Source organism: Streptococcus sp. A69 (assembly GCF_058556195.1).
In genome coordinates this window covers 1-21,420 of record NZ_JBZUJU010000007.1, presented here as the reverse complement: position 1 = coordinate 21,420, position 21,420 = coordinate 1, and the positions used below count along the sequence as shown (strand labels likewise).

16 protein-coding genes, 2 tRNA genes and 3 rRNA genes are annotated in these 21,420 nt (G+C 42.8%); 20 read left to right on the top strand and 1 reads right to left on the bottom strand.

From position 1 onward, the window contains the following. Positions 1–12: 12 nt before the first annotated feature. The 10 genes from AC4ME5_RS09185 to gap all read left to right on the top strand — a co-directional run bounded on the left by AC4ME5_RS09185 (position 13) and on the right by gap (position 11,355). A complete protein-coding gene (locus tag AC4ME5_RS09185; protein WP_491800560.1) occupies positions 13–636 on the top strand; it encodes an HI_0552 family protein in 624 nt (207 codons plus the stop codon). Between the two features lie 118 nt (positions 637–754). Then, on the top strand, positions 755–2,731 hold the full coding sequence (gene tkt / locus AC4ME5_RS09180) for a transketolase (RefSeq protein WP_491800559.1): 1,977 nt from the start codon (positions 755–757) through the stop codon (positions 2,729–2,731). A gap of 117 nt (positions 2,732–2,848) precedes the next feature. Then, positions 2,849–3,169 (top strand): preprotein translocase subunit YajC, encoded by a 321-nt coding sequence (gene yajC / locus AC4ME5_RS09175; RefSeq protein ID WP_001069055.1) that lies wholly within the window; start codon positions 2,849–2,851, stop codon positions 3,167–3,169. A gap of 47 nt (positions 3,170–3,216) precedes the next feature. Further along, entirely contained in the window at positions 3,217–3,660 is a 444-nt protein-coding gene (locus AC4ME5_RS09170) for a low molecular weight protein-tyrosine-phosphatase (protein ID WP_268704884.1), read from the top strand. Next, on the top strand, positions 3,647–4,060 hold the full coding sequence (locus tag AC4ME5_RS09165) for an MORN repeat-containing protein (protein ID WP_000413196.1): 414 nt from the start codon (positions 3,647–3,649) through the stop codon (positions 4,058–4,060). The genes AC4ME5_RS09170 and AC4ME5_RS09165 overlap by 14 nt, the downstream gene beginning before the upstream one ends. Before the next feature lie 296 nt (positions 4,061–4,356). Continuing rightward, positions 4,357–7,008 carry a bifunctional acetaldehyde-CoA/alcohol dehydrogenase gene (gene adhE / locus AC4ME5_RS09160; protein ID WP_491800558.1) on the top strand — a complete coding sequence of 884 codons (2,652 nt, stop codon included), beginning with the start codon at positions 4,357–4,359 and terminating at the stop codon, positions 7,006–7,008. A 132-nt stretch (positions 7,009–7,140) separates the two neighbouring features. After that, the gene (locus AC4ME5_RS09155; RefSeq protein ID WP_491800557.1) at positions 7,141–8,052 is read left to right on the top strand and encodes a helix-turn-helix domain-containing protein; all 912 of its coding nucleotides are present in this window, start codon (positions 7,141–7,143) and stop codon (positions 8,050–8,052) included. A gap of 176 nt (positions 8,053–8,228) precedes the next feature. Further along, entirely contained in the window at positions 8,229–8,912 is a 684-nt protein-coding gene (locus tag AC4ME5_RS09150; protein WP_009067988.1) for an ABC transporter ATP-binding protein, read from the top strand. Further along, positions 8,881–10,182, top strand: a complete 1,302-nt coding sequence (locus tag AC4ME5_RS09145) for an ABC transporter permease (protein ID WP_162279311.1) — start codon at positions 8,881–8,883, stop codon at positions 10,180–10,182. Before AC4ME5_RS09150 ends, AC4ME5_RS09145 begins: the two co-directional genes overlap by 32 nt. A 165-nt stretch (positions 10,183–10,347) precedes the next feature. Next, complete coding sequence (gap, locus tag AC4ME5_RS09140; RefSeq protein ID WP_000260675.1) at positions 10,348–11,355, top strand: type I glyceraldehyde-3-phosphate dehydrogenase; 1,008 nt, start codon at positions 10,348–10,350, stop codon at positions 11,353–11,355. A 70-nt stretch (positions 11,356–11,425) separates the two neighbouring features. Here the strand turns inward: gap and AC4ME5_RS09135 are convergent, their stop codons facing one another. Beyond that, on the bottom strand, positions 11,426–12,301 hold the full coding sequence (locus tag AC4ME5_RS09135; protein ID WP_491800556.1) for an RluA family pseudouridine synthase: 876 nt from the start codon (positions 12,299–12,301) through the stop codon (positions 11,426–11,428). Between the two features lie 86 nt (positions 12,302–12,387). On the opposite strand from AC4ME5_RS09135, the gene pbp2a reads away from it, so the two are divergent. The 10 genes from pbp2a (at position 12,388) to rrf (ending at position 21,419) form a co-directional block, all read left to right on the top strand. Next, positions 12,388–14,583 carry a penicillin-binding protein PBP2A gene (gene pbp2a, locus AC4ME5_RS09130; protein ID WP_000762593.1) on the top strand — a complete coding sequence of 732 codons (2,196 nt, stop codon included), beginning with the start codon at positions 12,388–12,390 and terminating at the stop codon, positions 14,581–14,583. Between the two features lie 52 nt (positions 14,584–14,635). After that, complete coding sequence (gene rpmG, locus AC4ME5_RS09125; RefSeq protein ID WP_001809375.1) at positions 14,636–14,788, top strand: 50S ribosomal protein L33; 153 nt, start codon at positions 14,636–14,638, stop codon at positions 14,786–14,788. Between the two features lie 9 nt (positions 14,789–14,797). Continuing rightward, entirely contained in the window at positions 14,798–14,974 is a 177-nt protein-coding gene (gene secE / locus AC4ME5_RS09120; protein WP_000505776.1) for a preprotein translocase subunit SecE, read from the top strand. Positions 14,975–15,029: 55 nt separating this feature from the next. Continuing rightward, positions 15,030–15,566: a transcription termination/antitermination protein NusG gene (gene nusG, locus AC4ME5_RS09115; protein ID WP_000376730.1), complete on the top strand. Its 537-nt coding sequence runs from the start codon at positions 15,030–15,032 to the stop codon at positions 15,564–15,566. Between the two features lie 120 nt (positions 15,567–15,686). Next, positions 15,687–16,160, top strand: a complete 474-nt coding sequence (locus AC4ME5_RS09110) for a hypothetical protein (protein ID WP_001049388.1) — start codon at positions 15,687–15,689, stop codon at positions 16,158–16,160. A gap of 64 nt (positions 16,161–16,224) precedes the next feature. Continuing rightward, positions 16,225–16,296 (top strand) — tRNA-Glu (locus AC4ME5_RS09105). A 232-nt stretch (positions 16,297–16,528) separates the two neighbouring features. After that, positions 16,529–18,077 (top strand): 16S ribosomal RNA (locus tag AC4ME5_RS09100). A 51-nt stretch (positions 18,078–18,128) separates the two neighbouring features. Further along, positions 18,129–18,201: transfer RNA gene (locus tag AC4ME5_RS09095), tRNA-Ala, on the top strand. Positions 18,202–18,323: 122 nt separating this feature from the next. Beyond that, positions 18,324–21,227: ribosomal RNA gene (locus AC4ME5_RS09090) — 23S ribosomal RNA — on the top strand. Positions 21,228–21,303: 76 nt separating this feature from the next. Continuing rightward, positions 21,304–21,419, top strand: a 5S ribosomal RNA gene (rrf, locus tag AC4ME5_RS09085). Together the 16S, 23S and 5S rRNA genes with 2 tRNA genes alongside form the textbook arrangement of a ribosomal RNA operon. The last annotated feature ends 1 nt before the right edge of the window (position 21,420 follow it).

Here is a 21,420-nt window from a genome sequence, read left to right as displayed (position 1 = left end):
AAAGATTCAGATATGCTGAAAGCAGTTAGAGAATACCTATCATTTGCAGGAGTTCAGTACCGTAATCCTGATAAAGCTGGCGATGAAAGAGAAAAGATGTTGGATTTGCGCCACAAAGGCCAGGAGGCTCGGAAGTCTTTTACAGAACTTGCCAATACCTTTCAAGCAAGTCATCCAGAATGGCAACTTCAACAGACTAGTCAGTGGATGAATCAAGCGCAGCGCTTGCGACCGCATTTCTGGGCCTATCTACAGAGAGAGGGGCAGGTAACAGAACCCATGTTGGCGCTGCGTTTGTATGGGAAACCCTCAGATTTTGGGATTTCCTTAGAAGTCAGCTTCATCGAGCGCAAGAAAGATGAACAGACTTTAGACAAGCAAGCCAAGGTTTTAGAACTTCCAGTGGTAGAAGGAATTTATTATCTAGTCTACTCAAATGGGGAAAGTCATAAGGTGGAGGCTACTGAGGAGAACCGTCGCACTTTACGCGAGAAGGTGAAAAGTCAGGAAGCCCGAAAAGTCTTAGTCAAGTCAGATGTTTCCCTCATTGAAAATCAGTCAGTAGAAGCGATATTGGAGGAGCTAGAAGATGCTTATACGCGTTTGCTCCCTTACTATGAGGTGACGAGGGAATAGACAAATCAAATGTGTTAGATGAACGCAAATTGTTTTATTGCTATTCTATACATTTTTTCATATAATAGTAAAATAGGATGTGTGATTCATTAATCACCTCAAAGAGAAAGGAAATTCTATGTCAAATCTATCTGTTAATGCAATTCGTTTTCTAGGTATTGACGCCATCAACAAAGCAAACTCAGGTCACCCAGGGGTGGTTATGGGGGCTGCTCCAATGGCCTATAGCCTCTTTACAAAACAACTTCGTATCAATCCAGCCCAACCAAACTGGATCAACCGCGACCGTTTTATCCTCTCAGCAGGCCATGGCTCTATGTTGCTTTATGCCCTTCTTCACCTTTCTGGTTTTGAAGATGTTAGCATGGATGAAGTCAAGAACTTCCGCCAATGGGGTTCCAAAACGCCAGGTCACCCAGAATTTGGCCATACAGCAGGGGTTGACGCTACAACCGGTCCTCTAGGACAAGGGATTTCTACTGCCACTGGTTTTGCCCAAGCAGAACGTTTCCTTGCGGCGAAGTATAACCGTGAAGGCTTCAATATCTTTGACCACTATACTTACGTTATCTGCGGAGACGGAGACTTGATGGAAGGTGTCTCAAGTGAGGCGGCTTCATACGCAGGCTTGCAAAAACTTGACAAGTTGGTGGTTCTTTATGATTCAAATGACATCAACTTGGATGGTGAGACAAAGGATTCCTTTACAGAAAGTGTTCGTGACCGTTACAATGCCTACGGTTGGCATACAGCCTTGGTTGAAGATGGAACAGACTTGGAAGCAATCCATGTTGCTATCGAAACAGCCAAAGCTTCAGGCAAACCATCTTTGATTGAAGTGAAGACTGTGATTGGATATGGCTCTCCAAACAAACAAGGAACCAATGCTGTACACGGTGCTCCTCTTGGTGCAGACGAAACTGCAGCAACTCGTCAAGCCCTCGGTTGGGACTATGAACCATTTGAAATCCCAGCTGAAGTTTATGCTGATTTCAAGGAAAATGTTGCAGACCGTGGCGCATCAGCTTATCAAGCTTGGACTAAATTAGTTGCTGATTATAAAGAGGCTCATCCAGAACTGGCTGCAGAAGTAGAAGCTATTATCGACGGCCGTGATCCAGTTGAGGTGACTCCAGCAGACTTCCCAGCCTTAGAAAATGGCTTCTCTCAAGCAACTCGTAATTCCAGTCAAGATGCTTTGAACGTTGTCGCTGCCAAGTTGCCAACTTTCCTAGGTGGATCAGCTGACCTCGCTCACTCAAACATGACTTACATCAAAACGGATGGACTTCAAGACGATGCTAATCGCTTGAACCGTAACATTCAGTTTGGTGTTCGTGAATTTGCAATGGGAACGATCTTGAACGGGATGGCCCTTCATGGTGGACTTCGTGTATACGGTGGTACTTTCTTCGTCTTTTCTGACTATGTGAAAGCAGCTGTTCGCTTGTCAGCCTTGCAAGGACTTCCTGTGACTTATGTCTTTACTCACGATTCAATCGCAGTTGGTGAAGATGGTCCAACTCACGAACCAGTTGAACACTTAGCAGGTCTCCGTGCTATGCCAAATCTGAATGTTTTCCGCCCAGCAGATGCGCGTGAAACTCAAGCGGCTTGGTACCTTGCAGTGACAAGCGAGAAAACACCAACTGCCCTTGTCTTGACACGCCAAAACTTGACTGTCGAAGAAGGAACAGACTTCGACAAGGTTGCGAAAGGTGCCTATGTTGTCTATGAAAATGCAGCAGACTTTGATACAATCTTGATTGCGACAGGTTCAGAGGTCAATCTAGCTGTCGCAGCTGCCAAAGAATTGGCTAGTCAAGGCGAAAAAGTCCGCGTAGTCAGCATGCCATCTACAGATGTCTTTGATAAACAAGATGCAGCATACAAGGAAGAAATCCTTCCAAATGCAGTTCGCCGTCGTGTTGCAGTCGAAATGGGTGCAACTCAAAACTGGTACAAATATGTTGGTCTTGATGGTGCAGTTCTCGGTATTGATACTTTCGGAGCATCTGCCCCAGCACCAAAAATATTAGCAGAGTACGGATTTACGGTAGAGAATCTAGTCAAAGTCGTTCAAAACTTGAAATAATCACAAAAATCAGAGTGAAAACTCTGATTTTTTATAATCATAAAAACAAGGTACAACCTTGTAAAAGTAGCTGAAATTTGATATAGTAGTCCTATGTAAAATACAAAGGAGAAAATAATGAATCCAAATATTACTTTTTTAATCATGCTTGTAGGTATGATGGCCTTGATGTTCTTTATGCAACGTTCTCAAAAGAAACAAGCGCAAAAGCGTATGGAAAGCTTAAATAAACTTCAAAAAGGCTATGAAGTTATTACAATTGGCGGCCTTTACGGAACAGTGGATGAAGTAGACACTGAGAAGAGAACAATCGTACTTGATGTAGATGGCGTTTATTTGACTTTTGAATTGGCTGCTATCAAGACCGTTTTGCCACTCAAAGAAGCTGTGACACCAGAAGGAACAGTTGTTGACGAAGGCGGAGCAATCGAAGAATAAAACGGGACCTGTCACTCCCGTTTTTCTATGAAGTAAGAGGAAAAGGGATGAGAAAAATAGTATTTGTGTGCTTAGGAAACATCTGCCGTAGCCCCATGGCAGAGTTTGTAATGAAATCCATGACGAGCGATTACCAGGTTGAGAGTCGTGCGACTTCATCTTGGGAACATGGTAATCCGATTCATAAGGGAACGCAGGGGATTTTCCGGCAGTATCAGATTCCTTATGACAAAGACAAAACATCACTCCAGATTCGTAGAGAAGATTTTGAATCGTTTGATTACATTATCGGTATGGATGCTTCAAACGTTTCAGATCTGCGTCAAATGTGTCCTCAGGAATTGCAACATAAGATCTACCCTTTTGCATCTGAAAGTGTTCCAGATCCTTGGTATACAGGAGATTTTGAGGAAACCTATGCTCGCATCACAAGTGGATGTCGAAGCTGGCTAGATCGATTAGAAAATGAGAGTGACAATGGAAAAGCTTAAACAAATCTATGAAAAGTATAGAGTTTACCTAACTCGCCCTAGGCTAGAGTTCATTGCAGTAGTCGTAATTGCACTCTGTGCCCTTTCAGTATTTCTACTAAATACACCTAAAAAGGGTGCCCTGACACTTGATGGCGGTGCCCTTGTTTATGATGGTACCCTGGTACGAGGAAAAATGAATGGCCAAGGCACTCTGACCTTTGAAAATGGAGACCAATATACAGGTGATTTCAATAATGGAGCCTTTAATGGAAAAGGGACTTTCCAATCAAAAGATGGCTGGAAATACGAAGGTGATTTTGTAAATGGTCAGGCTGAAGGTCAAGGGAAGTTGACTACAGAGCAAGAGGTTGTTTATGAAGGGACCTTTAAACAAGGCGTTTTTCAGCAAAAACAGTAGTCTCCAAGTTAGGAGACTATTTTTAAAACCAAAATAGAAAACGCTTTCTTGCCTTGAATTCGATAAATAGCTATCAACTAGAGAAAACTTTGTGAAATAAAAAAATATTTTTCATAATTTCACAATCGTCCAGTCAAAACTCTATTGTACGGGTTAATTGAGAAAAAGTTCACAAACTTAGAAAAATTCTTTGTGAAATACTTATGAAACTGTTTACAAAGCATAAAAAAAGAGTTATAATAAACTTGTGAAAAAATTAACAAAGGATAATATCCTTAAAGGCTATGGAGGATAATATGGCTGATAAAAAAACAGTAACACCAGAGGAAAAACAACTTGCTGCTGAAAAGCATGTCGACGGTCTCGTGAAAAAAGCCTTGGTTGCGCTTGATGAAATGCGCAAGTTGAATCAAGAGCAAGTTGACTACATCGTAGCAAAAGCGTCTGTTGCAGCACTTGACGCGCATGGTATCCTTGCACAACACGCAGTTGAAGAAACTGGTCGTGGTGTATTTGAAGATAAGGCGACAAAAAATCTATTTGCCTGTGAACACGTAGTGAACAATATGCGTGGAGTTAAAACAGCTGGAGTTATCGAAGATGATCCAATTACAGGTTTGACGAAGATTGCGGAGCCAGTCGGAGTTATTTGTGGTATCACTCCAACAACAAACCCAACTTCAACAGCAATTTTCAAATCATTGATTGCCTTGAAGACACGTAACCCAATCGTTTTCGCCTTCCACCCATCAGCTCAAGAATCTTCTGCTCATGCTGCACAAATCGTTCGTGATGCAGCCATAGCAGCCGGTGCACCTGAAAACTGTGTTCAATGGGTTACAGAGCCATCTATGGAAGCAACTGGAGCACTTATGAACCATGAAGGTGTTGCGACTATCCTCGCAACTGGTGGGAATGCTATGGTTAAAGCTGCATACTCATGTGGAAAACCAGCTCTTGGGGTAGGTGCCGGAAACGTTCCTGCCTATGTAGAAAAATCTGCTGACCTTCGCCAAGCTGCTCATGACATCGTTATGTCTAAATCATTTGATAATGGGATGGTCTGTGCATCAGAACAAGCGGTTATCATTGATAAGGAAGTATATGACGAATTTGTAGAAGAATTCAAATCATACCATACTTACTTTGTCAACAAGAAAGAAAAAGCGCTTTTGGAAGAATTCTGTTTTGGTGCAAAAGCTAACAGCAAGAACTGCGCCGGTGCTAAACTAAACGCAAACATCGTTGGTAAACCAGCAGCATGGATTGCTGAACAAGCAGGATTTAGCGTTCCAGAGGGGACAAACATCTTGGCTGCTGAATGTGCAGAAGTTGGAATTAAAGAACCATTGACTCGTGAAAAATTATCACCTGTTATTGCAGTTTTGAAAGCTGAAGATACTGAAGATGGACTTAAAAAAGCTCGTCAAATGGTTGAATTTAATGGTCTAGGACACTCAGCTGCTATCCATACAAAAGACGAAGCTCTTGCAAAACGTTTCGGTACGGAAATAAAGGCAATGCGTATTATCTGGAACTCTCCATCTACCTTTGGTGGTATCGGTGATGTATACAACGCCTTCATTCCATCATTAACACTTGGATGTGGTTCATATGGACACAACTCAGTCGGTGATAACGTAAGTGCGATCAACCTTCTAAACATCAAGAAAGTAGGAAAACGTAGAAATAATATGCAATGGTTTAAAGTTCCTTCAAAAATCTACTTCGAACGTAACTCAATCCAATACCTTCAAACTTGCGAAGGTATCGAACGTGTCATGATTGTTACCGATAAATCAATTGAAAAACTCGGTTTTGTACAACGTGTGATTGACCAATTGAATCTTCGTAAAAACAAAGTCACGATTCAAGTCTTCTCAGATGTTGAACCAGATCCAGATATCACAACAGTTCGTCGTGGTGTTGAAGTAATGCGTTCGTTTGAACCAGACACTATCATTGCCCTTGGTGGTGGTTCACCAATGGATGCAGCCAAAGGTATGTGGATGTTCTATGAACAGCCAGACGTTGACTTCGGTGACCTCGTTCAAAAATTCATGGATATCCGCAAACGTGCCTTCAAATTCCCATCACTTGGTAAGAAAGCACAATATATCGGTATTCCAACAACATCTGGTACAGGTTCAGAAGTAACACCGTTTGCAGTTATCTCTGACAAGGCAAACAACCGGAAATACCCAATCACTGACTACGCTTTGACACCAACCATTGCAATTGTTGACCCTGCTTTGGTAGAATCTGTTCCAGCATTTATTGCTGCTGACACAGGTATGGATGTCTTGACACACGCAACTGAAGCTTATACTTCTAACTTTGCCAATGACTATACAGATGGTATTGCTCTTCAAACCATCAAGTTAGTCTTCAAATACTTGGAAAAATCTGTAAAAACAGCTGACCCAGAAGCCCGTGAAAAGATGCATAATGCCTCTACAATGGCTGGTATGGCCTTTGCAAATGCCTTCCTTGGAATGAGTCACTCAATGGCGCATAAGATTGGTGCTGTTCACCACACCATTCACGGACGTACAAATGCTATTTTACTTCCTTATGTTATCCGTTATAATGGAACTCGTCCATCTAAAACTACAACATGGCCTAAGTACAATTACTGGAAAGCTGATGAAAAATTCCAAGATATCGCTCGTATGCTAGGTCTTCCTTGCTCAACACCAGAAGAAGCGGTTGAAGCTTATGCCAAAGCAGTTTACGATCTTGGTGAAGCAGTTGGAATCACAATGAACTTCAAAGGCTTTGGTATCGATGAAAAAACTTGGAAAGACAGCTTGCATGAGATTGCCTTACTTGCTTACGAAGATCAATGTTCACCTGCAAACCCACGCTTGCCGATGGTAGCTGACATGGAAGAAATCATGGCAGATGCTTACTATGGTTATGCAGAACGTCCAGGACGTCGTAAATAATCGTTTATCAGCCTAGAGGCAGGAGTTATCCTGTCTCTTTTTTGTACATTTTCTTGAAAAATGTTATAATAAGTGTATATATTTGTTTGACTATCAAAGTTTTTGTATTGAGCCGAGGGAGAAATGTAAGAGATGAATGATTTAGGGGAAAAGATAAGACTCCTTAGAGAGGAGAAAGGTCTTAGTCGTCCAGTTTTTTGTGGAGATGAGTCAGAGTTATCCGTTCGTCAGTTGGTACGCATTGAAAAAGGAGAATTTCGTCCTACTATAAAAACACTAGAATACATTGCAGATAAGCTAGACATCCCATCCTATGCCTTGATGCCAGACTATAAGGAATTACCGAAGCGTTATCAAGAATTAAAGTACTTTCTTCTTCATCATCCTGACTATGGAGACAAAGAGTTGCAAGAGCAGAAGGAAGAATATTTTGATGAGATTTTTGAATGTTTTTATGATGATTTGCCACGTGATGAGAAAGTGGTAGTGGATTGTCTTCAAGCTATAGATGAGGTGAGGGCGACTAGTAATTCCTTATACGGAAGTAGTGTGATTGAGGGTGGTCTTCAAGACTTACTATCCAGAGATGTATACAGGGCTGAGGAATTGTTGAAATTGAGACTGTATTTCAACTGTCAGTTAATGGATGGTTTAAATGTGGGTGAGATAAAAAAATCTGAGCATGAAACCATTCTTTGTTTTCATGACAAACTAATTTCTCAGGTTGATAAGATAGAGTTCGATTGTTTGGACTTGCTTAGAGATTCCTTGTTAGCTTCTTTAGCTTGTATAGAAATTATGGGGCTGTTTCATTATTTTAAGAGAGCAGTTGAGACCTTAAATAAAATAGGACAGAAAACACGAGGTTTTCAAAAACAACCAATTGTCTTGATGGTGGAGTGGAAATATTATATTCAGATGGATTATGAAACAGCCAAACAAAAGTATGAAGAAGCAAAAATGATGGCAAGGATGTTTGGTAATGAGCAGTTACTAATTAGTTTAGACAATGAATGGGCTGAGGACCTAAAAAGATATTGTTAAATTGTTTATAGGAGTGACATTTCTGTCATTGGAGGAATGTCGCTTTTTTGTTACAATAAATTCGAAAAAAGAAGGAATTTTTTTTGAATCTGATTCTGTTAGATTAATTTATATTAGCATTGTTTATTGTAGTTTGTAACGGTTCACGATATCACAAGTGATTAAAGGAGATTGTAATGTCCATTTTATCCATTAAAAATATTTCAAAATTTTACGTTTTGGATGGGAATAATAAAGAGCAGGCTCTAAGGAATATTAACCTACAGATTGCTGAAGGGAAAATCACTGCGATTTATGGTCCGTCAGGATGTGGAAAAACCAGTCTATTAAATATTATCAGCGGTTTAGATAGGGAGTACGAGGGAATTTTAGACTTTAAAGGAGAGTCTCTCAAGGAATTGTCAGAGGTTGAATTGACGCAATTTCGCAAAGACAACATTGGGTTTGTCTTTCAAAACTTCAATCTCATCCCCCATCAATCTGTTTTGGATAATGTTAAGTTGCCTCTCTATGTCAAAGATTTATCGGATAAAGAAATGACAAGAATAGCCCAAGAACAACTTCATAATTTAGGGATGGAGCCTTTTATGGCTAAGAATGTTAAACAGCTCTCTGGTGGACAAAAACAACGTGTAGCCATTGCGCGTGCTCTGGTAAACCAACCAGATATGATTGTAGCTGATGAACCAACTGGATCGCTCGATTCTCAATCTCAAGAGATGGTTTTAGAAGTGTTCAAAAATTTGGCCCAAGCTGGGAAAACAGTACTGATTGTTACTCATAACCCAGAGGTTACTGAATATGCAGATGTGATTATCAAAATGAAGGATGGTGAAGTCGTTGAAGAAGTCAAAAAATAAAGGATTGTCCTTTAAAAACAAATTCAAACTTTCTTTAAGTAACTTTTTGGAAAGAAAGTGGCGTAACTTGCTGATTGCAGTAGCGACCTCGATTGGTTTTGTAGGTGTATTGGTTTCGTTTGGGCTAGGAAATGCCTTGATTTCGATGATTGATGAAAATACCAACGGGGGGAAGCTCCCTTCCCAAGTTCAGATTGCGCTGAATTCTAGTGTTGCTGGCAGAGGTTTTTTGAACCAAGATGATAAGAACTATATCGTGGATACGATTGGGAAAGAAAATATTAAATATCTAGAAAGTCCTTTTGGCATGACCATGTCAAAGATTAGCATAGACGGACACGAAGTAGAATTTAGCCAATCTATGCCTTCTTATGCTCAAGTCGTGAGTTTGTATGAAGATACAAGTATTTCTGTTAGTAGCAATGAAAAAGAAAAAGTGTTAGCAGGCACTCTTTATACGGATGTTAACGAGCAGGGATTGACGATTCCGATGAGTTTGCTCAAAAATTGGAATGAACAAACAGGGGAAAATCTGACAGCTAGTGATGTTATTGGCAAGCCAGTTTCAGCAAGCATTGTAGAAAATGCTGCTGAAGGTAGCAAGTTGGCAGGTTTTCAAACTCATATTGTGCGTGTCATCAATGACGAAGATGATGCAGAGGATAGCAATAGTTTCATGGCTTCCAACCAGATGGAAACTATTTTAAAAGAAGCTGAATTTACAAAGGCTGTATCCTATTTTATTCTGGAACTTAAAGATCCTTCTCGTACGAAAACAGTAATAGAAGAATTGCAGAAAAATAAGAAGTATACAGTTCTTTCTCAACAGGCCGTTCTTGATATTGTGATTACCTTTATTCGTGTCATTCAGGGATTACTGATTGTGCTTTCTTCACAAGCGATTGTGGTGGCAGCAGTTATGATAGGGATCATTATTTACATCAATATCATGCAACGTTCTAAGGAAATTGGTGTCATGAAGGCGGTTGGCTATCAAAATAGAGATGTGAAAGGAATCTTTATCTACGAAGCTCTTTGGATTGTAGGGATCGCCTTGCTAATAGCCTTTATCATTGCACAAGGACTAGGAAGCCTAGCGAATATTATTGTCCACCATTTCTATCCGTCTATCTCTAAAGTTTTTGAATTAAATCTTCTCTCCGTTTCAGGAACTCTTATTTTTGCTTTGTTTCTTGGCTATATTTCAGCCTACTTCCCAGCACGTAAGATTAGTAAAATGGATCCAGTGGAATCCTTACGCTATGAGTAGGGAAAGAAGTTTATCAAAAAGAAACTGACAGAGAAAATCGACGCCCATACTTGCAATTAAACTCAAATAGTTATATAATAGGTGTGTTGAAAGGTGATTTGTAGTGATTCAAGTTACTCTTTTCACAATAAAATTTTCATGATTTTCATAAGGAGGAAATCACTAATGGTAGTTAAAGTTGGTATTAACGGTTTCGGACGTATCGGTCGTCTTGCTTTCCGCCGTATCCAAAACGTAGAAGGTGTTGAAGTTACTCGCATCAACGACCTTACAGATCCAGTGATGCTTGCACACTTGTTGAAATACGATACAACTCAAGGTCGTTTCGACGGTACTGTAGAAGTTAAAGAAGGCGGATTTGAAGTTAACGGTAAATTCGTTAAAGTTTCTGCTGAACGTGATCCAGAACAAATCGACTGGGCTAACGACGGTGTAGAAATCGTTCTTGAAGCAACTGGTTTCTTTGCTACTAAAGCAGCGGCTGAAAAACACCTTAAAGGTGGTGCTAAGAAAGTTGTTATCACTGCTCCTGGTGGAAGCGATGTTAAAACAATCGTATTCAACACTAACCACGATACACTTGATGGTACTGAAACAGTTATCTCAGGTGCTTCATGTACTACAAACTGTTTGGCTCCAATGGCTAAAGCTCTTCATGACAACTTCGGTATCGTTGAAGGTTTGATGACTACTATCCACGCTTACACTGGTGACCAAATGATTCTTGACGGACCACACCGTAAAGGTGACCTTCGCCGTGCTCGTGCTGCTGCAGTTAACATCGTTCCTAACTCAACTGGTGCTGCTAAAGCAATCGGTTTGGTTATTCCTGAATTGAACGGTAAATTGGATGGAGCTGCTCAACGTGTTCCTGTTCCAGCTGGTTCAGTAACTGAATTGGTAGCAGTTCTTGACAAGAACGTTACTGTTGATGAAGTAAATGCAGCTATGAAAGCAGCTTCTAACGAATCATATGGATACACTGAAGATCCAATCGTATCTTCTGATATCCTAGGTATGTCATTCGGTTCATTGTTTGACGCAACTCAAACTAAAGTTCTTGACGTTGACGGTAAACAATTGGTTAAAGTTGTTTCATGGTATGACAACGAAATGTCTTACACTTCACAACTTGTTCGTACTCTTGAATACTTTGCAAAAATCGCTAAATAATTCTTGAGTCGATAAAAAAGCAAGGCTTTCTGGCCTTGCTTTTTTGTATATATAAGAATAAATGATAGTGTCATCCATTTTGTTTTAATTCTATTTCGAAAGTATCCGAGAGGGCAGTGAAACTCAATTTTTCTAAGGTGAGTGGATGAGTAAAGGAGAGTCGAAAGGCGTGGAGCATGAGCCGGCTCGTTTTTGATCTAGAGTTATAGAGAGGATCGCCCAGGATAGGATGCTTGTGATGAGAGAGGTGAACACGGATTTGATGCGTTCGACCGGTCTTTAGTTTGCAACGAACTAGAGAAGTCTTATTTGGAAATTGCTTTAATCGACTGATATGTGTTTCAGCATATTGTCCATTTTTTGCATCAACTATTCTTTTTCTACGATCGTGTCGATCACGACCAATTTTATCTCGAAAGACAAGTTCTTTACTCTCTACTCGTCCTTCTACGAGTGCCCAGTACTCGCGAGCGATTTCTTTTTTCTCCAACAAGCGATTGAGGATGGGCAGGATAAAAGGGTTCTTAGCAAAAAGCATCAGCCCACTGGTTTCCATATCTAGACGATGAACGACATAGCAAGTCTGCCCGACGTAGGCAGAGACATGATTGAGAAGGGCGATTTCGTTTGGTTGATTTCCATGCGTTTTCATACCCTCAGGTTTGTTGACGACAATAAGATGTTGGTCTTGATAAATTTCTTGAACGAGGTCTGGATTTCCCCAAAGGATTTCCTTTTTGGGATAATCTTCCTCATCAAAAGTCAATTGGCAAATATCCCCTGCTTTGACTATCTCGTTCCAGTGAACTTCTTCGTGGTTAATTAAGATGTTCTTCTTGGTTCTCAAAAAATGACGGATTTTTCTAGGAATGAGTAGTTGTTCCTCTAGAAATTGTTTGACCGTCATTTGAGGCAGGGATTCGGGTAATGTAAATGTGAATTGCATACAGATATTGTAACAAAAAAAGCCCTATTTGGATAGGGAGTAGCTAAATTCTTGAGTTCCCATGGTGAAGATGATAAAATAAACGCATGAAATTAGATAAATTATTTGAGAAGTTTCTTTCTCTCTTTAAAAAAGAAACGAATGAATCGGCGGAGTCTGATTCGACTAGCATGCGTCGTTCTCGGAGCGATAGAAAAAAATTGTCCCAAGTTGGCCCAATTCGGAAATTTTGGCGTCGCTATCATCTGACAAAGATTGTCATCATTTTAGGGTTAAGTGCAGGTTTGCTAGTGGGAACCTACCTATTTGCGATAGCCAAGTCTACCAATGTCAATGATTTGCAAAATGCCTTAAAAACACGAACTCTGATTTTTGACCGCGAAGAAAAAGAGGCAGGAGCCCTGTCCGGTCAAAAGGGAACCTATATTGAACTAACAGATATCAGTAAAGATTTGCAGAATGCTGTCGTCGCGACAGAGGATCGTTCCTTCTATAAAAATGATGGGATAAACTACGGTCGTTTCTTTCTAGCCATCCTTACAGCAGGTCGTTATGGAGGGGGGTCCACCATCACCCAACAGTTGGCAAAAAATGCCTATCTTTCTCAGGATCAGACCGTTGAACGGAAGGCCAAGGAGTTTTTCCTTGCCTTAGAGTTGACCAAGAAATACAGTAAGGAGCAAATCCTTACTATGTACCTCAATAACGCCTACTTCGGAAATGGGGTATGGGGGGTTGAAGATGCAAGTAAGAAATATTTCGGTGTATCGGCTTCACAACTAACGCTTGATCAGGCGGCAACTCTAGCAGGGATGCTCAAGGGGCCGGAATTGTATAATCCATTAAATTCTGTTGAAACTTCAACCAACCGTAGGGATACTGTTTTGCAAAATATGGTTGCAGCGGGTTATATTGATAAAAATCAAGAGACCGAAGCAGCTGGAGCAGATATGGCTTCTCAACTGCAAGATAAGTATGAAGGGAAGATTTCGGATTATCGTTACCCGTCTTATTTTGATGCAGTTGTCAACGAAGCAGTTTCCAAGTACAATCTCACAGAAGAGGAAATTGTCAACAACGGCTATCGAATCTATACAGAACTTGACCAAAACTACCAAGCCAACATGCAGGTTGTTTACGAAAATACCTCACTATTTCCAAAGGCAGAAGACGGAACACATGCTGAATCAGGTAGTGTTGCTTTAGAGCCTAAAACAGGTGGGGTGCGTAGTGTTGTTGGTAGCGTAGCTGGCGATGACAAACCAGGCTTCCGCAATTTCAACTATGCCACTCAGTCTAAGCGTAGCCCAGGCTCAACTATCAAACCTTTAGTGGTTTATACGCCTGCAGTAGAAGCAGGATGGGCCTTAAACAAGCAACTGGATAATCATACGATGCAGTACGATAGTTATCAAGTGGACAACTATGCAGGGATTAAGACTTCGCCTGAAGTACCTATGTATCAGGCTTTGGCTGAATCACTCAATTTACCGGCAGTTGCGACTGTAAATGCATTAGGTATTGACAAAGCTTTTGACGCTGGGGAGAGATTTGGCCTGAATATGGAAAATGTTGATCGAGTTCTTGGAGTCGCTCTCGGTGGAGGTGTAGAGACGAATCCCCTCCAGATGGCACAAGCCTATGCAACCTTTGCTAATGAAGGTCTGATGCCTGAAGCGCATTTTATCACTCGTATTGAAAATGCCAGTGGTCAGGTCATCAAGAGTCATAAAAATTCTCAAAAACGAGTGATTGATAAGTCGGTAGCCGATAAAATGACCAGTATGATGCTAGGAACATTTACCAATGGTACAGGAATTAGTTCGTCGCCAACAGATTATGTTATGGCTGGAAAGACAGGTACTACTGAGGCCGCTTTTAATTCAGTATATACTAGTGACCAGTGGGTGATTGGTTATACTCCAGATGTGGTAATTACCCACTGGCTCGGTTTCCCAACGACGGATGAGAACCATTATCTAGCAGGTTCGACCTCAAATGGAGCAGCCCACGTCTTTAGAAGTATGGCTAATACCATTTTGCCTTACACTCCAGGTAGCACTTTTACAGTTGAGAATGCTTATAAACAAAATGGGATTGAACCAGAAAATACGAAAAAGCAAGTTGTTGAAAATGAGACAAACCAGTCTGAGGACCCGATAGGAGATATTCGTAGTCGCGCACAAAATCTTGTAGATGAAGCAGGACGTGCGATTTCAGAAGCTAAAATAAAAGAAAAAGCCCAGACAATATGGGACTCAATCCTTAATCTATTTCGTTAAGAGGCTTGTCAAAGCCTAGGTTTCTTGTTATAATAGATAAGATGGAGGCGTTATGGCACTAAAAAAAGCAAGCCTAGCTTGTGCAGTTTGTGGTTCAAGGAATTACTCAATCAAAATTAGTGGGAACCCCAAGCCAACACGACTAGAAGTAAATAAATTTTGTAAACATTGTGGAAAATATACGACACATAGAGAAACGAGATAGGAGAGAACGATGGGTTTTATTAAGGATATTTTTAAACTTCTTAAAGAAACAACGTGGCCAACTCGCAAGGAAAGCTGGAGAGATTTTCGCTCTATTATGGAATACACAGCCTTCTTTGTGGTCATCATTTACATTTTTGACCAGTTGATTGTTTCAGGTTTGATTCGATTTATTAACATTTTTTAGAAGAAAGGCGGAGAAGTTCTGCTAACTTCCTTCTATATGTATGAAAGGAAATATCATGGATAGTTTTGACAAGGGATGGTTTGTTCTACAAACTTATTCTGGCTATGAAAATAAGGTAAAAGAAAATCTATTGCAACGTGCACAAACGTATAACATGTTGGATAATATTCTACGCGTTGAGATCCCAACACAAACCGTGCAAGTTGAGAAAAATGGAAAGAAAAAGGAAGTTGAAGAGAATCGCTTTCCAGGTTATGTCCTTGTAGAAATGGTCATGACCGATGAAGCATGGTTCGTCGTTCGAAACACACCGAACGTAACAGGATTCGTCGGATCCCACGGTAACAGATCAAAACCAACTCCGCTATTGGAACAAGAAATCCGTGATATTCTGGTTTCAATGGGACAAACTGTTCAAGAGTTTGATATTGACGTTGAAGTTGGTCAGACTGTCCGCATCATTGATGGCGCTTTTGCAGACTGCACAGGTAAAATTACTGAAATTGATAACAATAAAGTGAAGATGATTATCTCTATGTTTGGTAATGATACGATTGCAGAAGTAAACCTAAACCAAATTGCAGAATTATAACTCTAGAGAGGCCTTGCCTCTCTTTTTATGTGCCGTTGAGAGAGGAAGAAGTATGGAATAGAGGAAATAGACCCATGGGTTCGTGCATTTTGCTAAACTAAATGCAGAAAGGAGAGGTCTATGAATCTGAAAGAACTATACGAAGAAACGAAGGGAATCGTCCATAAGTGCCGCAAAGATTATCATTTGCATCTGTGGGAGAAAGAGGACTGGGACCAGGAGGGCATGATGTGCCTCTATGAGCTGGTCAGTCACCATCCAGAGTTATTAGAGGGCGAGCGCCATCGACTATATGTCTGTTTTAAAACAAAATTTAGAAATCGTATTCTAGATTACATCCGTAAACAGGAAAGTCACAAGCGCCGTTTTGACAAAGAACCCTATGAAGAGGTGAGTGAGATTAGCCATCGTCTAGGAGAAAAAGGACTCAGACTGGACGATTATTATCTCTTTCACGAACTTCTAAAAAACTACAAATCAAAGCAGAGTCTGGAAAAACAAGAGTTAATAGACCGTCTCATGGGAGGAGAAGTCTTTAGAGGACGTAAAGCTCTCCTGAGAGAACTTTCCCTTATCTTTTCAGAATTTCGATAAAGAGGAAAAAAGATCTTGACAAAGGTAAAAAAGTAGGTATAATAGAAAGAGTTGAAAAGCTCAAGGTCCGTTGGTCAAGGGGTTAAGACACCGCCTTTTCACGGCGGTAACACGGGTTCGAATCCCGTACGGACTATGGTGTATTGCGGTTAAAAAAACTTGGAAAAAAGTTTCAAAAAAGTGTTGACATAGGTTAGCAGCTGTGATATACTAATATAGTTGTCGCTTGAGAGAGATTGAGTGACAAAGACCTTTGAAAACTGAACAAGACGAACCAATGTGCAGGGCACTACAACTAATGTTGTAGTACTGAACAATGAAAAAAACAATAAATCTGTCAGTGACAGAAATGAGTGAGAACTCAAACTTTTAATGAGAGTTTGATCCTGGCTCAGGACGAACGCTGGCGGCGTGCCTAATACATGCAAGTAGAACGCTGAAGCTTGGTGCTTGCACCGAGCGGATGAGTTGCGAACGGGTGAGTAACGCGTAGGTAACCTGCCTGGTAGCGGGGGATAACTATTGGAAACGATAGCTAATACCGCATAAAATGGATTATCGCATGATAATCGATTGAAAGGTGCAAATGCATCACTACCAGATGGACCTGCGTTGTATTAGCTAGTTGGTGGGGTAACGGCTCACCAAGGCGACGATACATAGCCGACCTGAGAGGGTGATCGGCCACACTGGGACTGAGACACGGCCCAGACTCCTACGGGAGGCAGCAGTAGGGAATCTTCGGCAATGGACGGAAGTCTGACCGAGCAACGCCGCGTGAGTGAAGAAGGTTTTCGGATCGTAAAGCTCTGTTGTAAGAGAAGAACGAGTGTGAGAGTGGAAAGTTCACACTGTGACGGTATCTTACCAGAAAGGGACGGCTAACTACGTGCCAGCAGCCGCGGTAATACGTAGGTCCCGAGCGTTGTCCGGATTTATTGGGCGTAAAGCGAGCGCAGGCGGTTAGATAAGTCTGAAGTTAAAGGCTGTGGCTTAACCATAGTACGCTTTGGAAACTGTTTAACTTGAGTGCAAGAGGGGAGAGTGGAATTCCATGTGTAGCGGTGAAATGCGTAGATATATGGAGGAACACCGGTGGCGAAAGCGGCTCTCTGGCTTGTAACTGACGCTGAGGCTCGAAAGCGTGGGGAGCAAACAGGATTAGATACCCTGGTAGTCCACGCCGTAAACGATGAGTGCTAGGTGTTAGACCCTTTCCGGGGTTTAGTGCCGCAGCTAACGCATTAAGCACTCCGCCTGGGGAGTACGACCGCAAGGTTGAAACTCAAAGGAATTGACGGGGGCCCGCACAAGCGGTGGAGCATGTGGTTTAATTCGAAGCAACGCGAAGAACCTTACCAGGTCTTGACATCCCTCTGATCGCTCTAGAGATAGAGTTTTCCTTCGGGACAGAGGTGACAGGTGGTGCATGGTTGTCGTCAGCTCGTGTCGTGAGATGTTGGGTTAAGTCCCGCAACGAGCGCAACCCCTATTGTTAGTTGCCATCATTTAGTTGGGCACTCTAGCGAGACTGCCGGTAATAAACCGGAGGAAGGTGGGGATGACGTCAAATCATCATGCCCCTTATGACCTGGGCTACACACGTGCTACAATGGCTGGTACAACGAGTCGCAAGCCGGTGACGGCAAGCTAATCTCTTAAAGCCAGTCTCAGTTCGGATTGTAGGCTGCAACTCGCCTACATGAAGTCGGAATCGCTAGTAATCGCGGATCAGCACGCCGCGGTGAATACGTTCCCGGGCCTTGTACACACCGCCCGTCACACCACGAGAGTTTGTAACACCCGAAGTCGGTGAGGTAACCTTTTAGGAGCCAGCCGCCTAAGGTGGGATAGATGATTGGGGTGAAGTCGTAACAAGGTAGCCGTATCGGAAGGTGCGGCTGGATCACCTCCTTTCTAAGGATAAGGAACTGCGCATTGGTCTTGTTTAGTCTTGAGAGGTCTTGTGGGGCCTTAGCTCAGCTGGGAGAGCGCCTGCTTTGCACGCAGGAGGTCAGCGGTTCGATCCCGCTAGGCTCCATTGGTGAGAGATCACCAAGTAATGCACATTGAAAATTGAATATCTATATCAAATAGTAACAAGAAAATAAACCGAAACGCTGTAGTATTAAAAGAGTTTATGACTGAAAGGTCAGAAAATAAGGTTAAGTTAATAAGGGCGCACGGTGGATGCCTTGGCACTAGGAGCCGAAGAAGGACGTGACAAACGACGATATGCCTTGGGTAGCTGTAAGTAAGCGATGATCCAGGGATTTCCGAATGGGGGAACCCAACAGGTACTACCTGTTACCCACATCTGTTAAGGATATGAGGAGGAAGACGCAGTGAACTGAAACATCTAAGTAGCTGCAGGAAGAGAAAGCAAAAGCGATTGCCTTAGTAGCGGCGAGCGAAACGGCAGAAGGGCAAACCGAAGAGTTTACTCTTCGGGGTTGTAGGACTGCAATGTGGACTCAAAGATTATAGAAGAATGATTTGGGAAGATCAGCCAAAGAGAGTAAGAGCCTCGTATTTAAAATAGTCTTTGTACCTAGCAGTATCCTGAGTACGGCGGGACACGCGAAATCCCGTCGGAATCTGGGAGGACCATCTCCCAACCCTAAATACTCCCTAGTGACCGATAGTGAACCAGTACCGTGAGGGAAAGGTGAAAAGCACCCCGGGAGGGGAGTGAAATAGAACCTGAAACCGTGTGCCTACAACAAGTTCGAGCCCGTTAATGGGTGAGAGCGTGCCTTTTGTAGAATGAACCGGCGAGTTACGATATGATGCGAGGTTAAGTTGAAGAGACGGAGCCGTAGGGAAACCGAGTCTGAATAGGGCGCATTAGTATCATGTCGTAGACCCGAAACCATGTGACCTACCCATGAGCAGGTTGAAGGTGCGGTAAGACGCACTGGAGGACCGAACCAGGGCACGTTGAAAAGTGCTTGGATGACTTGTGGGTAGCGGAGAAATTCCAAACGAACTTGGAGATAGCTGGTTCTCTCCGAAATAGCTTTAGGGCTAGCGTCGACATTAGAGATTCTTGGAGGTAGAGCACTGTTTGGGTGAGGGGTCCATCCCGGATTACCAATCTCAGATAAACTCCGAATGCCAAAGAATTATGGTCGGCAGTCAGACTGCGAGTGCTAAGATCCGTAGTCGAAAGGGAAACAGCCCAGACCACCAGCTAAGGTCCCAAAATAATTGTTAAGTGGAAAAGGATGTGGGGTTGCACAGACAACTAGGATGTTAGCTTAGAAGCAGCTATTCATTCAAAGAGTGCGTAATAGCTCACTAGTCGAGTGACCCTGCGCCGAAAATGTACCGGGGCTAAAACAATTTACCGAAGCTGTGGATACCTTTATAGGTATGGTAGGAGAGCGTTCTATGTGTGGAGAAGGTGTACCGTGAGGAGCGCTGGAACGCATAGAAGTGAGAATGCCGGTATGAGTAGCGAAAGACAGGTGAGAATCCTGTCCACCGTAAGACTAAGGTTTCCAGGGGAAGGCTCGTCCGCCCTGGGTTAGTCGGGACCTAAGGAGAGACCGAAAGGTGTATCCGATGGACAACAGGTTGATATTCCTGTACTAGAGTATGTAGTGATGGAGGGACGCAGTAGGCTAACTAAAGCAGACGAATGGAAGAGTCTGTCTAAGCAGTGAGGTGTGATATGAGTCAAATGCTTATATCTGTAACATTGAGCTGTGATGGGGAGCGAAGTTTAGTAGCGAAGTTAGTGACGTCACACTGCCAAGAAAAGCTTCTAGCGTTTAAACATACTCTACCCGTACCGCAAACCGACACAGGTAGTCGAGGCGAGTAGCCTCAGGTGAGCGAGAGAACTCTCGTTAAGGAACTCGGCAAAATGACCCCGTAACTTCGGGAGAAGGGGTGCTGACTTTACGTCAGCCGCAGTGAATAGGCCCAAGCAACTGTTTATCAAAAACACAGCTCTCTGCTAAATCGTAAGATGATGTATAGGGGGTGACGCCTGCCCGGTGCTGGAAGGTTAAGAGGAGTGCTTAGAGGTAACTCGAAGGTATGAATTGAAGCCCCAGTAAACGGCGGCCGTAACTATAACGGTCCTAAGGTAGCGAAATTCCTTGTCGGGTAAGTTCCGACCCGCACGAAAGGCGTAATGATTTGGGCACTGTCTCAACGAGAGACTCGGTGAAATTTTAGTACCTGTGAAGATGCAGGTTACCCGCGACAGGACGGAAAGACCCCATGGAGCTTTACTGCAGTTTGATATTGAGTGTCTGTACCACATGTACAGGATAGGTAGGAGTCTAAGAGATCGGGACGCCAGTTTCGAAGGAGACGTTGTTGGGATACTACCCTTGTGTTATGGCCACTCTAACCCGGATAGGTTATCCCTATCGGAGACAGTGTCTGACGGGCAGTTTGACTGGGGCGGTCGCCTCCTAAAAGGTAACGGAGGCGCCCAAAGGTTCCCTCAGAATGGTTGGAAATCATTCGCAGAGTGTAAAGGTATAAGGGAGCTTGACTGCGAGAGCAACAACTCGAGCAGGGACGAAAGTCGGGCTTAGTGATCCGGTGGTTCCGTATGGAAGGGCCATCGCTCAACGGATAAAAGCTACCCTGGGGATAACAGGCTTATCTCCCCCAAGAGTTCACATCGACGGGGAGGTTTGGCACCTCGATGTCGGCTCGTCGCATCCTGGGGCTGTAGTCGGTCCCAAGGGTTGGGCTGTTCGCCCATTAAAGCGGCACGCGAGCTGGGTTCAGAACGTCGTGAGACAGTTCGGTCCCTATCCGTCGCGGGCGTAGGAAATTTGAGAGGATCTGCTCCTAGTACGAGAGGACCAGAGTGGACTTACCGCTGGTGTACCAGTTGTCTTGCCAAAGGCATCGCTGGGTAGCTATGTAGGGAAGGGATAAACGCTGAAAGCATCTAAGTGTGAAACCCACCTCAAGATGAGATTTCCCATGATTATATATCAGTAAGAGCCCTGAGAGAAGATCAGGTAGATAGGTTAGAAGTGGAAGTGTGGCGACACATGTAGCGGACTAATACTAATAGCTCGAGGACTTATCCAAAGTAACTGAGGATACGAAGCGTGAGGTTTTCTAATTATTTGATAGATATTCAATTTTGAGTAGGTATTACTCAGAGTTAAGTGACGATAGCCTAGGAGATACACCTGTACCCATGCCGAACACAGCAGTTAAGCCCTAGAACGCCGGAAGTAGTTGGGGGTTGCCCCCTGTGAGATATGGAAGTCGCTTAGCT